The organism is Plantactinospora veratri (genome assembly GCF_036421995.1).
Lineage (GTDB): Bacteria > Actinomycetota > Actinomycetes > Mycobacteriales > Micromonosporaceae > Plantactinospora > Plantactinospora veratri.
In genome coordinates this window covers 195573-212977 of record NZ_JAZGQL010000008.1, presented here as the reverse complement: position 1 = coordinate 212977, position 17405 = coordinate 195573, and the positions used below count along the sequence as shown (strand labels likewise).

The 17405-nt window shown below is 72.6% G+C and carries 13 protein-coding genes and 1 pseudogene; 11 read left to right on the top strand and 3 right to left on the bottom strand.

All coding sequences use genetic code 11. The annotated features are described in order from the left end of the window. Nucleotides 1-20 precede the first annotated feature (20 nt). The 4 genes from kdpB to V1634_RS13125 are packed head-to-tail and all read left to right on the top strand — an operon-like array spanning nucleotide 21 to nucleotide 6387. The gene (gene kdpB / locus V1634_RS13140; RefSeq protein WP_331208054.1) at nucleotides 21-2222 is read left to right on the top strand and encodes a potassium-transporting ATPase subunit KdpB; all 2202 of its coding nucleotides are present in this window, start codon (nucleotides 21-23) and stop codon (nucleotides 2220-2222) included. Then, nucleotides 2222-3127 (top strand): potassium-transporting ATPase subunit C, encoded by a 906-nt coding sequence (locus tag V1634_RS13135; RefSeq protein ID WP_331208053.1) that lies wholly within the window; start codon nucleotides 2222-2224, stop codon nucleotides 3125-3127. The genes kdpB and V1634_RS13135 overlap by 1 nt, the downstream gene beginning before the upstream one ends. A 42-nt stretch (nucleotides 3128-3169) precedes the next feature. Then, entirely contained in the window at nucleotides 3170-5710 is a 2541-nt protein-coding gene (locus tag V1634_RS13130) for a sensor histidine kinase (RefSeq protein WP_331208052.1), read from the top strand. Next, complete coding sequence (locus V1634_RS13125) at nucleotides 5707-6387, top strand: response regulator (protein ID WP_331208051.1); 681 nt, start codon at nucleotides 5707-5709, stop codon at nucleotides 6385-6387. The genes V1634_RS13130 and V1634_RS13125 overlap by 4 nt, the downstream gene beginning before the upstream one ends. 22 nt (nucleotides 6388-6409) lie before the next feature. Here V1634_RS13125 and V1634_RS13120 read toward each other — a convergent pair. Then, a pseudogene (locus V1634_RS13120) lies at nucleotides 6410-7219 on the bottom strand (EamA family transporter); the annotation flags it as partial. Between the two features lie 90 nt (nucleotides 7220-7309). Between V1634_RS13120 and V1634_RS13115 the strand changes: the two are divergent. Beyond that, the gene (locus V1634_RS13115; protein WP_331208050.1) at nucleotides 7310-8308 is read left to right on the top strand and encodes a LysR family transcriptional regulator; all 999 of its coding nucleotides are present in this window, start codon (nucleotides 7310-7312) and stop codon (nucleotides 8306-8308) included. 100 nt (nucleotides 8309-8408) lie between these two features. On the opposite strand, the gene V1634_RS13110 is transcribed toward V1634_RS13115, so the two are convergent. Continuing rightward, a complete protein-coding gene (locus V1634_RS13110) occupies nucleotides 8409-9563 on the bottom strand; it encodes a phospholipase D-like domain-containing protein (RefSeq protein WP_331208049.1) in 1155 nt (384 codons plus the stop codon). A 102-nt stretch (nucleotides 9564-9665) separates the two neighbouring features. Here V1634_RS13110 and V1634_RS13105 point away from each other — a divergent pair, with 102 nt between their 5' ends. Next, complete coding sequence (locus tag V1634_RS13105) at nucleotides 9666-10367, top strand: helix-turn-helix domain-containing protein (RefSeq protein ID WP_331208048.1); 702 nt, start codon at nucleotides 9666-9668, stop codon at nucleotides 10365-10367. Here the strand turns inward: V1634_RS13105 and V1634_RS13100 are convergent. Beyond that, a complete protein-coding gene (locus tag V1634_RS13100) occupies nucleotides 10364-10765 on the bottom strand; it encodes a VOC family protein (RefSeq protein WP_331208047.1) in 402 nt (133 codons plus the stop codon). The genes V1634_RS13105 and V1634_RS13100 overlap by 4 nt on opposite strands. A gap of 265 nt (nucleotides 10766-11030) precedes the next feature. Between V1634_RS13100 and V1634_RS13095 the strand changes: the two genes are divergently transcribed. The 5 genes from V1634_RS13095 (at nucleotide 11031) to V1634_RS13075 (ending at nucleotide 17234) form a co-directional block, all read left to right on the top strand. Then, a complete protein-coding gene (locus V1634_RS13095; protein WP_331208046.1) occupies nucleotides 11031-11180 on the top strand; it encodes a hypothetical protein in 150 nt (49 codons plus the stop codon). Nucleotides 11181-11196: 16 nt separating this feature from the next. Then, a complete protein-coding gene (locus tag V1634_RS13090) occupies nucleotides 11197-12669 on the top strand; it encodes a class I SAM-dependent methyltransferase (RefSeq protein WP_331208045.1) in 1473 nt (490 codons plus the stop codon). Then, a complete protein-coding gene (locus V1634_RS13085; protein WP_331208044.1) occupies nucleotides 12662-14776 on the top strand; it encodes a sulfatase-like hydrolase/transferase in 2115 nt (704 codons plus the stop codon). The genes V1634_RS13090 and V1634_RS13085 overlap by 8 nt, the downstream gene beginning before the upstream one ends. Nucleotides 14777-15004: 228 nt before the next feature. Continuing rightward, nucleotides 15005-16288: a citrate synthase gene (locus tag V1634_RS13080; protein WP_331208043.1), complete on the top strand. Its 1284-nt coding sequence runs from the start codon at nucleotides 15005-15007 to the stop codon at nucleotides 16286-16288. A 196-nt stretch (nucleotides 16289-16484) separates the two neighbouring features. Next, complete coding sequence (locus V1634_RS13075) at nucleotides 16485-17234, top strand: acetate uptake transporter family protein (protein ID WP_331208042.1); 750 nt, start codon at nucleotides 16485-16487, stop codon at nucleotides 17232-17234. Nucleotides 17235-17405 lie beyond the last annotated feature (171 nt).

Below are 17405 nucleotides of genomic sequence, written 5' to 3'. Positions count from 1 at the left end.
ACATGGTGAGGAAAGCGAAGATGACCGTCAGCCCGGTGCTGCCCGCCCCCTCCGGCGGGCTGCCCTCCGCCGGTCCCGCAGCTGGCCGGATCGGCGGTGGGCTGTTGGACCCCCGGCAGCTCGTCCGCTCGCTGCCGGACGCCTTCCGCAAGCTCAACCCGGTGACGCTCTGGCGCAACCCGGTGATGTTGATCGTGGAGGTCGGCGCGGTCTTCACCACCGCGCTGGCCATCGCCGAGCCGAGCGGATTCGGCTGGGCGATCACCGTCTGGCTCTGGCTGACCGTGCTCTTCGCCAACCTGGCCGAGGCGGTCGCCGAGGGTCGGGGCAAGGCGCAGGCGGCGACGCTGCGGCAGGCCAAGCGGGACACCGTGGCGACCCGGCTCACCGGCTGGTCGCCGGGGTCCGGGCCGGGTGCCTACCGCGAGGAGGCGGTGGCCGCCACCGAACTGCGGCACGGCGACATCGTGCTGGTCGAGGCCGGCCAGGTCATTCCCGGTGACGGCGACGTGGTCGAGGGGATCGCCAGCGTGGACGAGTCGGCGATCACCGGCGAATCCGCTCCGGTGATCCGGGAGTCCGGCGGCGACCGCAGCGCGGTGACCGGTGGCACGAAGGTGCTCTCCGACCGGATCGTCGTACGCATCACCCAGCAGCCGGGGCAGAGCTTCATCGACCGGATGATCGCCCTGGTGGAGGGGGCGAACCGGCAGAGGACCCCGAACGAGATCGCCCTGAACATCCTGCTCGCGGCGCTCACCGTCATCTTCCTGATGGCGGTGGTGACGCTCCAGCCGTTGGCGATCTTCTCGAAGGGATTCCAGGGGGCGGCGCCGGAGACCGCGGCGATCGGCTCCGACGGGGTCACCGGGATCGTGCTGGTCTCCCTGCTGGTCTGCCTGATTCCGACCACCATCGGCGCGCTGCTCTCCGCGATCGGCATCGCCGGGATGGACCGCCTCGTCCAGCGCAACGTGCTGGCAATGAGCGGCCGGGCGGTCGAGGCCGCCGGTGACGTCGACACGCTGCTGCTGGACAAGACCGGCACCATCACCCTGGGCAACCGGCAGGCGGCCGAGTTCGTCCCGGTCGACGGGGTCAGCGCCGAGCAGGTCGCGGACGCGGCCCAGCTTTCCAGCCTGGCCGACGAGACCCCGGAGGGGCGCTCGGTGGTGGTGTTGGCCAAGAACGCGTACGGGCTGCGCGAGCGGGAGCCGGGGCTGGTCCCGCACGCCACCTTCGTACCCTTCACCGCGCAGACCCGGATGTCCGGTGTCGACCTGACTCCGGACGCCACCGTCGACGGCGGAGCCGCGGGCCCGGCCCGACGGGTCCGCAAGGGCGCGGCGGCGGCGGTGCTGACGTGGGTCCGGGACAACGGCGGGCACCCGACCGACCAGGTCGGGGAGGTCGTCGACGGCATCAGCGGCGGCGGCGGTACCCCGCTGGTGGTGGCCGAGCACGTCGAGGGCGCACCGGCCCGCACCCTCGGGGTGATCCACCTCAAGGACGTGGTCAAGTCCGGCATGCGGGAGCGGTTCGCGCAGATGCGCCGGATGGGCATCCAGACCGTGATGATCACCGGTGACAACCCGCGTACCGCGAAGGCGATCGCGGACGAGGCCGGCGTGGACGACTTCCTCGCCGAGGCCACCCCGGAGGACAAGCTGGCGCTGATCAGGCGGGAGCAGGAGGGTGGCCGGCTGGTCGCGATGACCGGCGACGGCACCAACGACGCGCCGGCACTGGCCCAGGCCGACGTCGGGGTGGCGATGAACACCGGCACCACGGCGGCGAAAGAGGCCGGCAACATGGTCGACCTCGACTCCGACCCGACCAAGCTGATCGAGATCGTCGAGATCGGCAAGCAGTTGCTGATCACCCGGGGTGCCCTGACGACCTTCTCGATCGCCAACGACGTCGCCAAGTACTTCGCCATCATCCCGGCGATGTTCGCCGGGATCTACCCCAGCCTCGACGCGCTGAACATCATGCGGCTGTCCAGCCCGTCCTCGGCGATCCTCGCCGCGGTGGTCTTCAACGCGATCATCATCGTGGTGCTGATCCCGCTCGCCCTGCGCGGCGTCCGCTACCGGCCCAGCAGCGCCAGCAGACTGCTGACCCGCAACCTGTGGGTCTACGGCCTCGGCGGCGTCGTCGCACCGTTCGCCGGCATCAAACTCCTCGACCTTCTCGTCTCGCTCATCCCAGGGATCTCGTGATGCGTCTACCCACCTGGCTCGCCCAACACCTGGCCGCGTTCCGGGCCGTGCTGGTCCTCACCGCGCTGCTCGGCCTGGCCTATCCACTGGTCATGGTCGGGGTCGGCCAGCTACCCGGCCTGCACGACCGGGCCGAGGGCTCGCTGGTCCGCGACGCGGGCGGCACCGTCGTCGGCAGCGCCCTGATCGGCCAGTCCTTCACCGACGCCGACGGCAACCCCGTGCCGCGCTACTTCCAGCCCCGCCCGTCGGCGGCCGGGGACGGCTACGACCCGACCGCCACCGCCGCCAGCAACCTCGGGCCGGAGAGCGTCGAGGACCGCCTCCCGGTGCCCGGCGCGGTCGACTCCGAGGGCAACCCGGACGAGGGTACCCAGAGCCTGCTCACCCAGGTCTGCGCCCGCAGCCGGGCGGTGGGCGAGCTCGACGGCGTCGACGGCCGGCGACCGTTCTGCACCCCGGACGGGGTCGGCGCGGTGCTGCGGGTCTTCCACCGCGACGGGTTGACCGGCCCGGTGACCCGGGCGGTCAGCGTCAACCAGGCCTGCCCGGCCACCCCGTTCGTCGCCACCTTCGGCGGAGTGCCGGTGGAGTGCGCGGTGCCGGGGCAGGACTACTCCGGCGGGCTGATCACCCCGGTCCGGGGCGACGCGCCGGACCGCCCGGCGGTACCGGCGGACGCGGTCACCGCCAGCGGCAGCGGCCTCGACCCCCACATCAGCCCGGCGTACGCGTCGATCCAGGTAGCCCGGGTGGCCCGGGAGCGGCACACCAGCCCGGACCAGGTACGCCGGCTGGTCGACGAGCACACCGACGGGCGAGGGCTCGGCTTCCTCGGCGAGCCCCGGGTCAACGTGCTGGAACTCAACCTCGCCCTGGACCGCGAGCTGTCGGCCGGCGGCTGATCGGCACCGGGCGGCCCCGACGGATAAGGCAGGATCGGCAGCGTGGCACGCGGGCAACTGCGCATCTACCTCGGGGCCGCCCCGGGGGTCGGCAAGACGTACGCGATGTTGGAGGAGGCGCACCGCCGGGCGGCGCGCGGCACGGACGTGGTCGTGGCGCTGGTCGAGACCCACGGCCGCCGGCACACCGCCGCGATGCTCGGCGACCTGCCGACGATTCCGCGCCGGACGGTCCGCTACCGGGACAGCGACTTCACCGAGCTGGACACCGACGCGGTACTGGCCCGCCGCCCCGAGGTGGCGGTGGTGGACGAACTGGCCCACACCAACGTGCCCGGCTCGCGCAACGGCAAGCGCTGGCAGGACATCCAGGAACTGCTGGACGCCGGCATCGACGTGCTCTCCACCGTCAACGTCCAGCACCTGGAGTCCCTCAACGACGTCGTGGAGCAGATCACCGGGGTCGCCCAGCGGGAGACCGTGCCGGACGGCGTGGTACGCGGTGCCGAGCAGGTCGAACTGGTCGACATGACCCCGGAGGCGCTGCGCCGGCGGATGGCGCACGGCAACATCTACCACCCGGACAAGGTCGACGCGGCGCTGGCCAACTACTTCCGGATCGGGAACCTCACCGCGCTGCGCGAGCTCGCCCTGCTCTGGCTGGCCGACAAGGTCGAGGACCAGCTCGACCGGTACCGGGCCGACCAGGGCATCGCCGCCACCTGGGAGACCCGGGAACGGGTGGTCGTCGGGCTCACCGGCGGACCGGAGGGCGACACGCTGATCCGCCGGGCGGCCCGGATCGCGGCCCGGGGCCGGGGCGCCGAGTTGATGGCGATCCACGTCTCCCGCAGCGACGGGCTGCGCGGCGCGGACCCGAGCACCCTGGAGCGGCAGCGGATGCTGGTGGAGCGGCTGGGCGGCAGCTACCACCAGGCGATCGGCGCCGACATCCCGACCGCGCTGCTCGACTTCGCCCGGGGGGTCAACGCCACCCAGATCGTGCTCGGGGCCAGCCGCCGGGGCCGGTTCGCCCAGATCCTGTCCCGGGGTGTCGGGGCCACCACCGCCGCGCTCTCCGGGCCGATCGACGTGCACCTGGTCACGCACGAGCAGGCCGGCCGGGGTCGCCTGGTGACGCCGCCAGCCGCGCTCTCCCGGCGGCGCCGCCTGATCGGCCTCGGCCTGACCGTCGTCGGCGTCCCGCTGCTGACGTACCTGCTCTGGCTGCTCGCCGACGAGCTGTCGCTCACCAGCGACCTGCTGCTCTTCCTCGCCGCCGTGGTCGGGATCGCCCTGGTCGGCGGTTGGTGGCCGGCGTTGCTCGCCGCGCTGCTCAGCTCACTGCTGATCAACTTCTTCTTCACCCCGCCGGTACGGAAGTTCACCATCGCCGAGACCGAGAACCTGCTGGCCCTGGTGGTCTTCCTGCTGGTCGCGGCGGCGGTCAGCGGGGTGGTGGACCTGGCCGCCCGGCGTACCCGGGAGGCGGCCCGGGCCAGCGCGGAGGCGCAGTTGCTTGGCGCGGTCGCCGGCAGCGTGGTCCGGGGCGCCCGGCCGGTGACCGCGCTGCTGGAACGGCTGCGCGAGACCTACGGGCTGGGCTCGGTCACCCTGCTGGAACGCTCCCCGGACGCGCCGGAGAGCCCGGACCGGCAACGGGACCCCCGTGCCTGGCGGGTGGCCGCCAACGTCGGCGCCGAGCCCTGCGGCACCCCCGCCGCCGGGGACGTCGAGGTGGGGGTCGACGACGGCCTGCGGCTGGTGCTGCGCGGCCGGGTACTGCCGGCGGCCGACCGGCGCATCGTCGAGGCGTTCGCCGCGCAGGCCGCCGTGGCGCTTCGGCAGGAGCGGCTGGCCGAGGAGGCGGCGGCGGCCAGGCCGATCGCCGAGGCGGACCGGCTGCGTACCGCACTGCTCGCGGCGGTCAGCCACGACCTGCGTACCCCGCTCGCCTCGGCGAAGGCGGCGGTGACCAGCCTGCGCAGTGCCGACGTCGAGTTCGACGACACCGACCGGGACGAGTTGCTGGCCACCGCGGAGGAGTCGCTGGACCGGCTGACCCGGCTGGTGGCGAACCTGCTGGACATGAGCCGGCTCCAGGCCGGGGCGCTGGGGCTGCGCCCGGCACTGCTCGGCCTGGAGGACGTGGTCCCGTCGGCCCTGGACGAGTTGGGCGAGCCGGCGCGCCGGGTCCGGGTCAGCCTGCCCGCACACCTGCCGGCGGTCCGCTCCGACCCCGGCCTGCTGGAACGGGTACTGGTCAACCTGGTCGCCAACGCGCTGCGGTTCAGCCCGGCGGACCGCCCACCGGCAGTCACCGCCAGCGAGCACGGCGGCTTCGTCGAACTGCGGGTGGTGGACCAGGGCCCGGGACTGCCGCCCGAGCAGTGGGAGCGGGCCTTCCTGCCGTTCCAGCGGCAGGGCGACCGGGACAACCACGGCGGGATCGGGCTCGGACTGGCGCTGTCCCGGGGCCTGGCCGAGGCGATGGGTGGCAGCCTGGAGCCGGAGGAGACCCCGGGCGGCGGGCTGACCATGGTGCTGCGGCTGCCGGTGGCGGACGAGGAGGGGACCGGGTGACCCGGGTACTGGTGGTCGACGACGAGCCGCAGATCCTCCGCGCGCTGCGGATCAACCTGAAGGCCCGGCGGTACGACGTCGAGGTCGCCGGGGACGGCGCCACGGCGCTGCGGCTGGCGGCCAGCCACCGCCCGGACATCGTGGTACTCGACCTCGGCCTGCCCGACATGGACGGGGTGCAGGTGATCCGAGGGCTGCGCGGCTGGACCAACGTGCCGATCATCGTGCTGTCGGGCCGGGCCGGCAGCCAGGACAAGGTGGCGGCGCTGGACGCCGGTGCCGACGACTACGTCACCAAGCCGTTCGGGGTCGACGAGTTGCTGGCCCGGGTCCGCGCGGTGACCCGACGGGCCGCCGGAGCGGGGGAGGAGGTGCCGGCGGTGCAGGTCGGCCGGCATTCCGTGGACCTCACCGCACACGCGGTACGCGCCGTCGACGGTGCCGAGGTCCGGCTCACCCCGACCGAGTGGCACCTGCTGGAGATCCTGGTACGCCACCCGGGCCGGCTGGTCAGCCAGCGTCAACTGCTGCACGACGTCTGGGGTCCGCAGTACCAGTCGGAGACGAACTACCTGCGGCAGTACATGGCGCAGTTGCGCCGGAAGCTGGAGGACGACCCGTCCCGGCCCCGGCACCTGTTGACCGAGCCGGGGATGGGCTACCGCTTCCAGCCGTGACCGGGGCCCGCACCACCAGGGCCAGTCCGACCAGTACCACGACACCCGCCACGATCTCCGCCCAGGTGATCGGCTCACCGAGCAGCAGTGCGGCGGCGGCCAGCCCGAAGATCGGCACCAGCAGGCTGAACGGGGCCACCCGGGCCACCGAGTAGATACCGATGAGCCGGTTCCAGATGCCCCAGCCGACCAGCGTGGAGAGGTACCCGACGTAGCCGACCGCCAGCACGGCGCTCCAGGACATCCCGGTGATCGCGTCGAACACCTCCCGTGGCCCGTCCACCACCCCGGCCAGGCCGAGCAGCGGCAGCGGCGGTACCAGGCTGGACCAGACCAGCAGCGACAGCGGCCGCGTCTCGCCGCTGGCCCGGACCACCACGTTCGCCACCGCCCAACTGCCGGCGGCGGCCAGGGTGAGCGCGAAACCGATCGCGGTGGCGTGCCCGCCCGCGCCGACCGCGAGCAGGGCGATCCCGGCCGAGCCGGTGAGTACCCCGGCGAGCTGGGTACCGCTCGGTCGTTCGCCGAGGAGGGCGGTGGCCAGCATCACCGAGACCAGCGCCTGGGTCTGCAACACCAGCGAGGCGAGCCCGGGCGGCATCCCGGCGTCGATGGCGACGAAGAGGGCGCCGAACTTGAGCACGCCGAGGATCAGCCCGTAACCGAGTACGTAGCGCAGCCGCGCGGTCGGGCGGGGAACCAGGAAGACCAGCGGCAGTGCGGCGGCGACGAACCGCAGCGCGGTCAGCACCAGCGGCGGCAGGTCGCGCAGGCCCACCTCGATGACGACGAAGTTGACCCCCCAGAGGGCGGCGACCAGGACCGCCTGCATGCGGTGCGGAAATCTCATGCCGACCACGCTGCCGGCCAGCATGCTTAAGGTCCAGTTCAAGATTCTTAACCGGCGCTGTAGCGTGGCTACATGGATCTGGACGTCCGGCGCCTGCGGGTACTGCACGAGGTGGCATTGCGCGGCGGGGTGACCGCTGCCGCCGCCGCCCTGCACGTCACCCCGTCGGCGGTCTCCCAGCAGCTCGCCCAGCTCGCCCGCGAGGCCGGCTATCCGCTGGTCGAGCGCTCCGGCCGGGGCGTGGTGCTCACCTCCGCCGGGCAGCTGCTGGCCGGGCACGCCGAGCGGATCCTCGGCGCCGTCGAGCAGGCGGTCACCGGGCTCGCCGTCGCGCACCAGCGGGTCGCCGGGACCGTCCGGGTCGGCTCCTTCCCGTCCGCCGCCGGTGCGCTGGTCGCCCCGGCCGCCGCCCGGGCGATGGCCGCGCACCGGGATCTGGACGTACGGGTGAGCGAGGCGGAGGACGAGCAGAGCCGGCTGGACCTGCGCTCCGCAGCGCTGGACATCGCGGTCCTCCAGGAGTACGACCACGTGCCCGGGATCGCCACCGCCGAGTTGGACCGGCATCCGATCGCCACCGACCCGATGCACCTGATCACTCCGAGCCGCTGGGGCCGGCACACCGGACTGCTCGCCGACCTCGCCGACGTGCCCTGGGTGGCCAGTGCCGCGTACACCCCGTGCGGCAGGTCCACCCTGCACGCCTGCCACCTGGCCGGGTTCGAACCCGACATCCGGCACCGGGCGATCGACTTCGCGCTCACCCTGGACCTGGTGGCGGCCGGGCTCGGCGCCGCGCTGGTGCCGGGGATGGCGTTGCGCAACGTGCCGGCCGGGGTGCACGTCGAGCCGCTGCTCCGGCCGGTCACCGGTCGCCGGATCTTCGCGGTGACCCGCCCGCGCGGCGACGGCCCGCTCCATCCGGCGATCGCCGCCGTGCTGGACGCGCTGGCCCAGGTACGCCCCCCAGCCGACCCGCCCGCCCGACACGATGCCGGCCGGGCCGAGTCCGGGTCTCGCGTCCGCCCGGACAAGGCGGCCACGATGGCGATCGGTGCCGGGCGCCCGTAGCGCGGCACTTCCCTTTGCCGGTGATACCACCGTGTCATCGTGATGACACGGTGGTATCACGCTCGTGGGGCAACCACCGCCCAGGCGGCGGGGTCCGGCGCTAGCGCCGCCCGAGGAACCGCTGGCCGGCGGCTTCGATCCGTTCGATCTCCGCCCGGAAGAAGCCGGCGATCTCGGCGCACCGGTCGAGGTCGCTCGGACCGCCCTCCCGGCGGGGCAGGTCCGGATAGGGGCTGCCGACGACGAAGATGTTCTCGTCGTTGTACTGGTTGGCCGGGGCGGTGTAGTTGAACGAACCGGCGACCACCACCGCCTCGTCGATCACCATCAGCTTGTGGTGCAGCTTGCCGAAGGCCGGTGACCGGACCGGGGCGTAGAGCGCGATGTTGGCCCGGTCGAGGTCGTGGGTCGCGGCCCACTTCTGCACGCCCTGCCCGGGGTCCACCGCCCCGGTCACGGTACGCCCGGCCGCGGCCAGCGCGATCATCGCGTCGTCGATCCCGGACGAGCCGGAGAAGGTGAAGATGGCGAAGTCGACCCGTTCGGTCGCCTTGAGCATCTGCTTCATGATCTCCAGTTCCGGGGTGTGGTCCGGCGCGAACAACACCTTCACCGGCACCCCGCCGACGTGGTACGCGTTCGGCACCCGGCCGTGCTCGCCGCGCCCGAACCGTCCCTGTCGGAGCAGGGCGAACTCGTCGGCGTACTCCCGGCAGATCCGGGCGTCGTGGAAGATCACGACGTGGTTGAGGTTGCGGTGGCAGTCGGTGCCGGTGAAGTTCGCCGAGCCGGAGAGCACGGCCGCCCGCCCGCCGGCCCGCTGCCGGTAGTCGCGGACCGCAAACTTCTGGTGGAAGATCGCCGGGTTGTAGTCGGCCTTGACGTCGACGTCACAACGCAACAGCGCTGCCATGATCCGCCGGTTCGGCTCCAGGCTGCGGCTGCCGGACTCCGGCTCCCACTGTGCCCGGTGCCGGGCGTCCGCCTCGGGCTCGCCGGGCCGGGTGGTGACCCGGGGCAGTTTCGCCGTCCGCAGGTAGTCCTGTTCCAGCACCATCCGGACGCTGACGCCCCGGAACCGGGCGTCGAGGATCGCCTGGGCGATCGGCTCCGAGTCGAGTTCCTGTACGGCGATGTCGAGGCTCTCCCGGGCGCCGGCGATGAAGTCGACCACCACCGCTTCGAGGTCGTCGGCGGCGCCGAGTTCCCGAGGCCCGACGTACGCCTCGATTTTCCTGCCGGCGAAGGTCGCCATGCGGCACAGGCTCGCACCCGGCGGGCCGCCCCGGTGTCGCCTTGGCTACAAACCCGGCCCGGTCCGGGCAGCCGTAGCCGTTCGGGTGGCAGGCTGAGGGCCGTGTATCGGGAGCGGATGTCCGGGCTGGCCGGTGCCGCCGTCTGGACGGTCACCCGGACCGTCGACGCCGGCCCGGGACGGATCCTGCCGGACGGCTGCATGGACCTGATCTGGTCCAGCCGGAGCGGTCTGCTGGTCGCCGGGCCGGACACGGTCGCCAAGGTCGCCGCCAGGGCGGCCGGTGGGCGGTACGTCGGTCTGCGCTTCCCGCCGGGCACCGGCCCGGCGGTCTTCGGGGTGCCGGCACACGCGCTGCGGGACCAACGGGTTCCGCTCGCCGCGCTCTGGTCGGCACCGGAGGTGGCCGAGTTGACCGAGCGGGTGGCGTCACACGACCGGCCCGGCCGGGTGCTGGAGTCGATCGCCGCCGCCCGGCTCGCCGCCGACGGCGGCCCCGACCCGCTCGCCGCGCCGCTGGCCGCCGAACTCGCCGCCGGCCGCGACGTCGCCGACGCGGCGGACGCGCTCGGGCTCGGGGCCCGGCAACTGCACCGGCGCAGCCTGGCGCTCTTCGGGTACGGACCGAAGACGCTGGCCCGGATCCTGCGGCTGCGCCGCGCGCTGGCGCTGGCCCGGTCCGGTACGCCGGCCGCCGAGGTCGCCGCCCGGACCGGGTACGCCGACCAGGCGCACCTGTCCCGCGAGGTCAGGAGCCTGGCCGGCGTACCACTGCGGCAACTCGTCGGCCCGAAGCCCCGCTAGCCGGCCGCCGGTGCGAGTGGGGCGTACAGGTCGACGCCGTTGCCGTCCGGGTCGCGCAGCACCGCGTACCGCTGGCCCCACGGCGCGTCCCACGGCTTGAGATGCCCCTCGTACCCGGCGGCGGTCATCTCGGCGTAGACGCTGTCCACCTCGGCCGGGTCGGCGCACCGGAGGGCGAGGCTCATCTGCGACCCGCCCGGCGGGGACCAGTCCGGCTCCATCGAGCGGACCATCTCGACGGTGTCCCACATCAGGCGCACTCCGCCAGGCAGGGCGTACTCCGCGTGCGGCTCCGTGTCGGCGCTGGCCGGGACGTCCAGTCCCAGCTTCCGGTAGAAGGCGAGAGATCGGGCCATGTCGGCCACGACCAGGCCGAATGCGTCTAGTCTCGGTGTCATTCGACAAGCGTAGGAACCGGTCACGTCCGCGTCTTGAACGAATCGGACCTGCCGGACCGGCGTTCCGGGTGCCGATGCGGTCGACGGATCATCGGCGTACGGTGTGTTTAACGGCATCCGACGTCCTGCTTTCCGCCACCTGACCGGTGGGTTGCGGATGGTCGGCCGCGCTGCCGTGCGCGCGGGTCAGGTCGTCGGGGCAGGCGACCGGACACGGCGCTCTTTTTTCGGTACGGGGGTAGACAGAAAGGGAGGTGGCCGGGCGATGGACCCTCAGGCCTACCTGGATGCGGGATCGGGCAGCCTCATCGTGCAGGCCGTGGTCGGCGGCGTCGCCGGGGTCGCGGTGGCGGCCAAGCTCTACTGGCGCAGGCTGACCAGCCGGTTCCGCAAGCAGCCCTCGAAGCAGGACTGAGGGCGGTCCACACCCGATGGTCGTACCACCTCCCGTCCCGGCAACGTCCACCACCACCTCCGATTCCGTTCCCCGAGCCGATCCCGGCTCCTTCCGCGACCCGGCGAACCGGGTCCTGCACGCCGACGGCCAGGTCTTCCGGGGGCTCGGCCCCGAGGGTGCCGAGGACTGGCGGGCGCTCGCCGAGGCGGAGTTCTTCGGCCGGCTGCTCGCCGACGGCAAGATCTGCGGCACCGAGACCGCGGACCCGGCGACGTTGCCGGCGAACCTCACCGGGCAGTGGGCGACCGTGCTCCGGCACGAGCGCATCCCGTTCGTGTCGTACCCGTACGAGTGGTCGTTCGCCATGTTGCGCGACGCCGCGCTGCTGCACCTGGAGATCCTCCGTACCGCCGTGCCGGCCGGCTTCACCACCAAGGACGGTTCGGCGTACAACCTCCAGTGGCGGGGCGCCGAGCCGGTCTTCATCGACGTCGGCTCGTTCGAGCCGGCCCGCGACGGCGAACCGTGGGCCGGCTACCGGCAGTTCTGCCAGACCCTGCTCTATCCGCTGCTGCTCCAGGCGCATCTGGGGCTGGACTTCCAGCCGTGGCTGCGGTCCCGGATCGACGGGATCGAGGCGGGCGAGCTGCGCAAGCTCTTCGGCGGTACCCGACGGTTCCGGGCCGGGGTGCTCAAGCACGTCCACCTGCACGACGCGATCCAGTCCCGGTACGCCGCCGCCAGCACCGGCGCCGTCCGGGCCGAGTTGAAGGATGCCGGCTTCTCCCGGGACCTGGTCCTGGCCACCCTGCGCGCGCTGGAGAAGCTGGTCGGCCGGCTCGACTGGCAGCCCCCGGCCAGCCACTGGTCCGGCTACCGGGAGACCTGCACCTACTCGGGCGCGGACCGGGAGGCCAAGGAGCGGTTCGTCACCGAGGCCCTGGCCGAGGCGAACCGGTCCCGGCTGGTGCTCGACCTCGGCGCCAACGACGGCACGTACTCGCGGCTGGCCGCCGGGTACGCCGACTACGTGGTCGCGGTGGAGAGCGACCCGGCCGTGGTCGACCAGCTCTACCGCCGGCTGCGGGCCGACGGCGAACGTCGGGTGTTGCCGCTGGTGATGGACCTGGCCGACCCCTCGCCGGGCGGCGGTTGGCGCGGGGTGGAGCGCGGCTCCTTCGCCGAGCGGGCCAGCGCGGACGCGGTGCTCGCGCTGGCCGTGGTGCACCATCTCGCCATCGGGCGCAACGTCCCGCTGCCGGAGATCGTCGACTGGCTGGTCGGGCTGCTGCCGGCGGCCGGCTCCGCTGACCGGCTGGTGGTCGAGTTCGTGCACCCCGACGACCCGATGGCGGCCCGGCTGCTGGCCAACAAGCCGGCCGGGCTCTTCCCGGACTACCGCCGGGACGAGTTCGAGCGGCTGCTCGGGCAGCGGTGCGACATTGTCCGCCGGCTGGAACTCCCGTCCGGCACCCGCACTCTCTATCTCGGGACACCGCGTGGCTGAGCCCGGTACCACCGGGTCGGGCGCGTCGGAGCGGCCGGGAGCGGTGGCCGGGTCGTGGCGCCGGGTCGAGGCGCGGGCCCTGGTGGAGATCGTGGCGCTCTGCGGCCTGGTGATCACCCAGCCGCTGCTGGACGTGACCGGCAAGAGCCCGGACTTCTTCCTCTTCCACGGCGCCGACCGGCGGGACATCCTGCTGCTGGTGGCGGCGTACACGGTGGCGCCGCCGCTGGTGCTCTGGGGGACCGGTGCGCTGTTCGGGCTGCTGGCCCGGCGGGTCGCGGGGCCGGACCGGGGCCGGCTGGTCCGGACGGTACTGCACACGGTGACCCTCGGCCTGCTGCTCGCCGCGCTGGCGATCCAGGTCGGCAAGCACCTCACCCCGGTACGCGGTGTGCCGCTGGTCGGGCTCGCGCTGCTGATCGGCGCCGCCGGGGCGTACGCGTACCGGCGCTGGCAGGTCACCGGCCAGGTGCTCCGGGTCGCCGCGGTCGGTCCGCTCGTCTTCGTGCTGCTCTTCGTCTTCGCCTCGCCCGCCTCGGCCGTGGTGCTGCCGGGGGAGCGGTCCGGGGCCGGTGCGGGGACCAGCCGGGGCGGCACCACCCACCCGCCGGTGGTGATGCTGATCCTGGACGAGTTCCCGCTGACCTCCCTGCTGGACGGCACCGGCGGGATCGACGCCCGCCGCTATCCGAACTTCGCCCGGCTGGCCGGGGAGTCGACCTGGTACCGCAACGCGACCGGGGTGGCCGGCTACACCCCGTACGCGCTGCCGGCGATGCTGACCGGGCGGTATCCGGGGGAGCAGCAGGCGCCGCACCACTCCCGCTATCCGGACAACCTCTTCACGGCGTTCGCCGGGCCGTACCAGATCAGGGCGCAGGAGAGCATCACCCAGCTCTGCCCGCCGCGACTCTGCCCGGACCGGGCCGCCGGTTCCGCCCGGGGCGGCCTGCCGACCCTGCTGCGGGAGAGCGCCACCCTGCTGGAGCAGATCGTCTCGCCCTCGGAGACGGGACAGCGGGACCCCGAGGACTCCTACCGGGAGATCACCCGGCGCGAGGCCGGGAAGGCGGACGGGCCGCCGCCGCCGACCGATCCGCAGTTCCGCTGGGGTGCGCTGGACGAGAACCAGCCGGCCCGGTTCGCCGACTTCCTCGCCACCCTCCGGCCGACGGTCCGGCCCACCCTGCACTTCCTGCACCTGCTGCTGCCGCACTCGCCGTGGAACTACCTGCCCTCCGGGATCCGCTACGAGTCCCCGGACGGGATGCCGAACGACGGGGACGGCTGGGTCGAGCTGGCGCACCGGCGTCACCTGCTGCAACTGGAGTACACCGACCGGCTGCTCGGCGAGACGCTGCGCCGGCTGGACGAGACCGGCCTCTACGACGACGCGCTGGTGGTGCTCACCGCCGACCACGGGGTCAGTTTCACCCCGGGGGTGCAGGGGCGCGGCCTCGGTGCGGTCGAGCGGGCGCCGGGCGAGGTGCTCTGGGTGCCGCTCTTCGTGAAGCGGCCGGGGCAGCGGGCCGGTGCGGTCGACGACCGCAACTGGGAACACGTCGACCTGCTGCCGACCGTCGCCGACCTGGCCGGCGTCGAGGTGCCGTGGCGGACCGACGGCGCCTCGGCGCTGCGTACCACCCGGGCGCCGGGGGACAAGCACTACTACGACCAGCCGGGGCAGCCGCGTACGGTGCCGGCCGGCGTCTTCGCCGACGTGGTCGCCGGGCGGGCCGGTCCGGTACTTCCGGCGCAGCCCCGACCGGAACTGATCGGTCGCTCCGTCGCCGAGCTTCCGCTCGGTCCGGCGGCCGGCTCGGTGACCGTGCGGAACCGGTCCGATTTCGATCGGATCGACCAGGCGGGCGGCCGGCTGCCGGCGCTGGTCTACGGCACCGTGCCCGACTCGGTGCCGAACGGGACCCTGCTGGCGGTGGCGGTCAACGGCCGGATCGGCGCGGTGGTCCCGGTGGTGGCGCCGGACCCGGGCGGGCAGCGGTTCGGCGCCCTGGTGTCGGACGAGTCGCTCTTCCTGCCGGGCCGGAACACCGTGGACGTGTTCCAGGTCACCGAGACCGGCACCCTGCGCCCGCTGCACGGCTGACCGCACCCCCGTCAGATCGCTGGTGCCGACGGCTCCGGCCGGGGTAGACGGGTCGGGGATTTCGCCGCCGTCAGAAACGGCTAGCAGGTTTCGGTCCGGCCGCAAACGTGTGACCAGCGTGATCCATCACTCACCCGTCGACCACGGAAGGTTCTCGGCTACCCTGCACGATTACCGTAAAAAGTGAAGGCAATTCAACGTAGATTCTGCCGGCGAAGCGAGGATCACATGACGGATGTCAAACTCGACCACCCGGGCGGCCAGCTGTCGATACCGGTCAAGCCCGCGGTCGACGGCCCAGCCGGCATCGCCACGGGCAACCTGCTGAAGGAGACGGGGTACGTCACCTACGACCCCGGATTCGTCAACACCGCCGCCTGCTCCTCCGAGATCACCTACATCGACGGCGACGCGGGCATCCTGCGTTACCGGGGCTACCCGATCGAGCAGTTGGCCGAGAAATCCTCCTTCCTGGAGGTGTCGTACCTGCTGATCTACGGCGAGCTGCCCACTACCCAGCAGCTCGCCGAGTTCGACGAGTGGATCCGGCGGCACTCGCTGCTGCACGAGGAGATGCGGCGCTTCTTCGACGGGTTCCCCCGGGACGCGCACCCGATGGCGGTGCTCTCCTCCGCGGTGAGCGCCATCTCCACCTTCTACCAGGACAGCCTCGACCCGTTCGACCGGGAGCACGTGGAGATCTCCACGGTGCGGCTGATGGCGAAGGTCCCGACCATCGCGTCGTACGCCTACAAGAAGTCGATCGGGCAGGCGATGCTCTACCCGGACAACTCGCTCGGGTACGTCGAGAACTTCCTCCGGATGAACTTCGGGGTGCCGGCGGAGCCGTACGAGGTCGACCCGGTCGTGGCCCGGGTGCTGGACATGCTCCTGCTGCTGCACGCCGACCACGAGCAGAACTGCTCCACCTCGACGGTCCGGCTGGTCGGTTCGAGCCAGGCGAACCTCTTCGCCTCGGTCTCGGCCGGGGTGAACGCGCTGTTCGGCCCGCTGCACGGCGGCGCCAACCAGGCGGTGCTGGAGATGCTCGACGAGATCAGGGCCAGCGGCGGTGACGTGCCGGGCTTCGTCCGGCGGGTGAAGGACAAGGAGCCGGGCGTCAAGCTGATGGGCTTCGGGCACCGGGTCTACAAGAACTACGACCCCCGGGCCGCGATCGTGAAGCAGGCCGCCCAGGACGTCCTGGCCCGGATGAACAAGCCGGACCCGCTGCTGGACCTCGCGATGCAGCTCGAGGAGATCGCCCTCGCCGACGACTACTTCGTGTCGCGCCGGCTCTACCCGAACGTCGACTTCTACACCGGTCTGATCTACAAGGCGATGGGCTTCCCGACCAAGATGTTCACCGTGCTCTTCGCGCTCGGCCGGCTGCCCGGCTGGATAGCGCAGTGGCGGGAGATGATCTCGGATCCGGAGACCAAGATCGGTCGCCCCCGGCAGCTCTACACCGGTGCGGCCGAGCGGGACTACGTACCGGTCGAGAAGCGCTGATCCATCCCAGGCCCGCCGGGCCCGGTCGTTCGCCGGCCGTCGACGCGTACCGCGCGTCGGCGGCCGGTTTGTCGTGGGCGGTCCGGCGCCGGACGAACCCACCTCCGTGTAACGGGTCTCGCGCGGGGTAGTCGGCGGTGGCTACGTGCCCGACCGCGTCAAAGCGGTGCGAACCGCTGCGTAGAAGGAGCCTGTGATGACACATATGTCACGTTCGGCCCAGCCCGGCCGTGCTGGTGGCCATGACGGCCACGACGGCGAGTTCGAATTCTGGCGCAACCACGCGCACATCTCGCTCCAGCCGGTGGCGGCGCCATCGATCCTGGGACTCTTCGGTTACGCGGCCGCCACCTTCGTCGTCGCCACGAACCTCGCCGGCTGGTACGGCAACGCCAACACGCAGACGTTCCTCTTCCCGTTCGCCGCGATGCTGGGCGGGCTCGCGCAGTTCCTCGCCGGCATGTGGGCGTACCGGGCACGTGACGGGCTGGCCACGGCCATGCACGGGATCTGGGGGGCCTTCTGGCTCTCCTACGGCATCCTCTACCTGCTGATCGCGATCGGCGTACTGGTCCAGCCGACCCCGTTCGTGGCGCTCGGTTTCTGGTTCGCCGCGCTCGCCGCGATCACCTGGTCCGGTGCGTTCGCCGCGCTGGCCGACAACATCGGCCTGACCCTCGTGCTGGGGACCCTGGCCGCCGGGGCCAGCTGTCTGGCGGTGGGCCAGATCGCCGACATCTCGCCCTGGCGTACCGCCGGTGCCTACATCCTGATCGCCTCCGCGGTGGTCGCCTGGTACACCGCCACGGCGATGATGCTGGAGGGCACGTTCCGCCGGGTCATCCTGCCGATCGGCAAGCTGCGCGGCCCGAACGTCCCCGGCCGGGAGCCGCGCCAGGTCATCCAGTTCATGGCGGGCGAGCCCGGCATCAAAGTCGGCCAGTAGCGGACCGGGTCGGCCAGTAGCCGACCGGCCGGCGGCGGAGCCGGCCCCGACGCCCGGCGCGGGCGGGTTCCGGAGGAGAGACCGGGGCCCGTCCGCTGGCCGGTTTGCGGTTCGCCCTGGCCGGTTTGACGCTTTCCGACGATTGTTCGGGTTCATCCCGATAACGTGGTG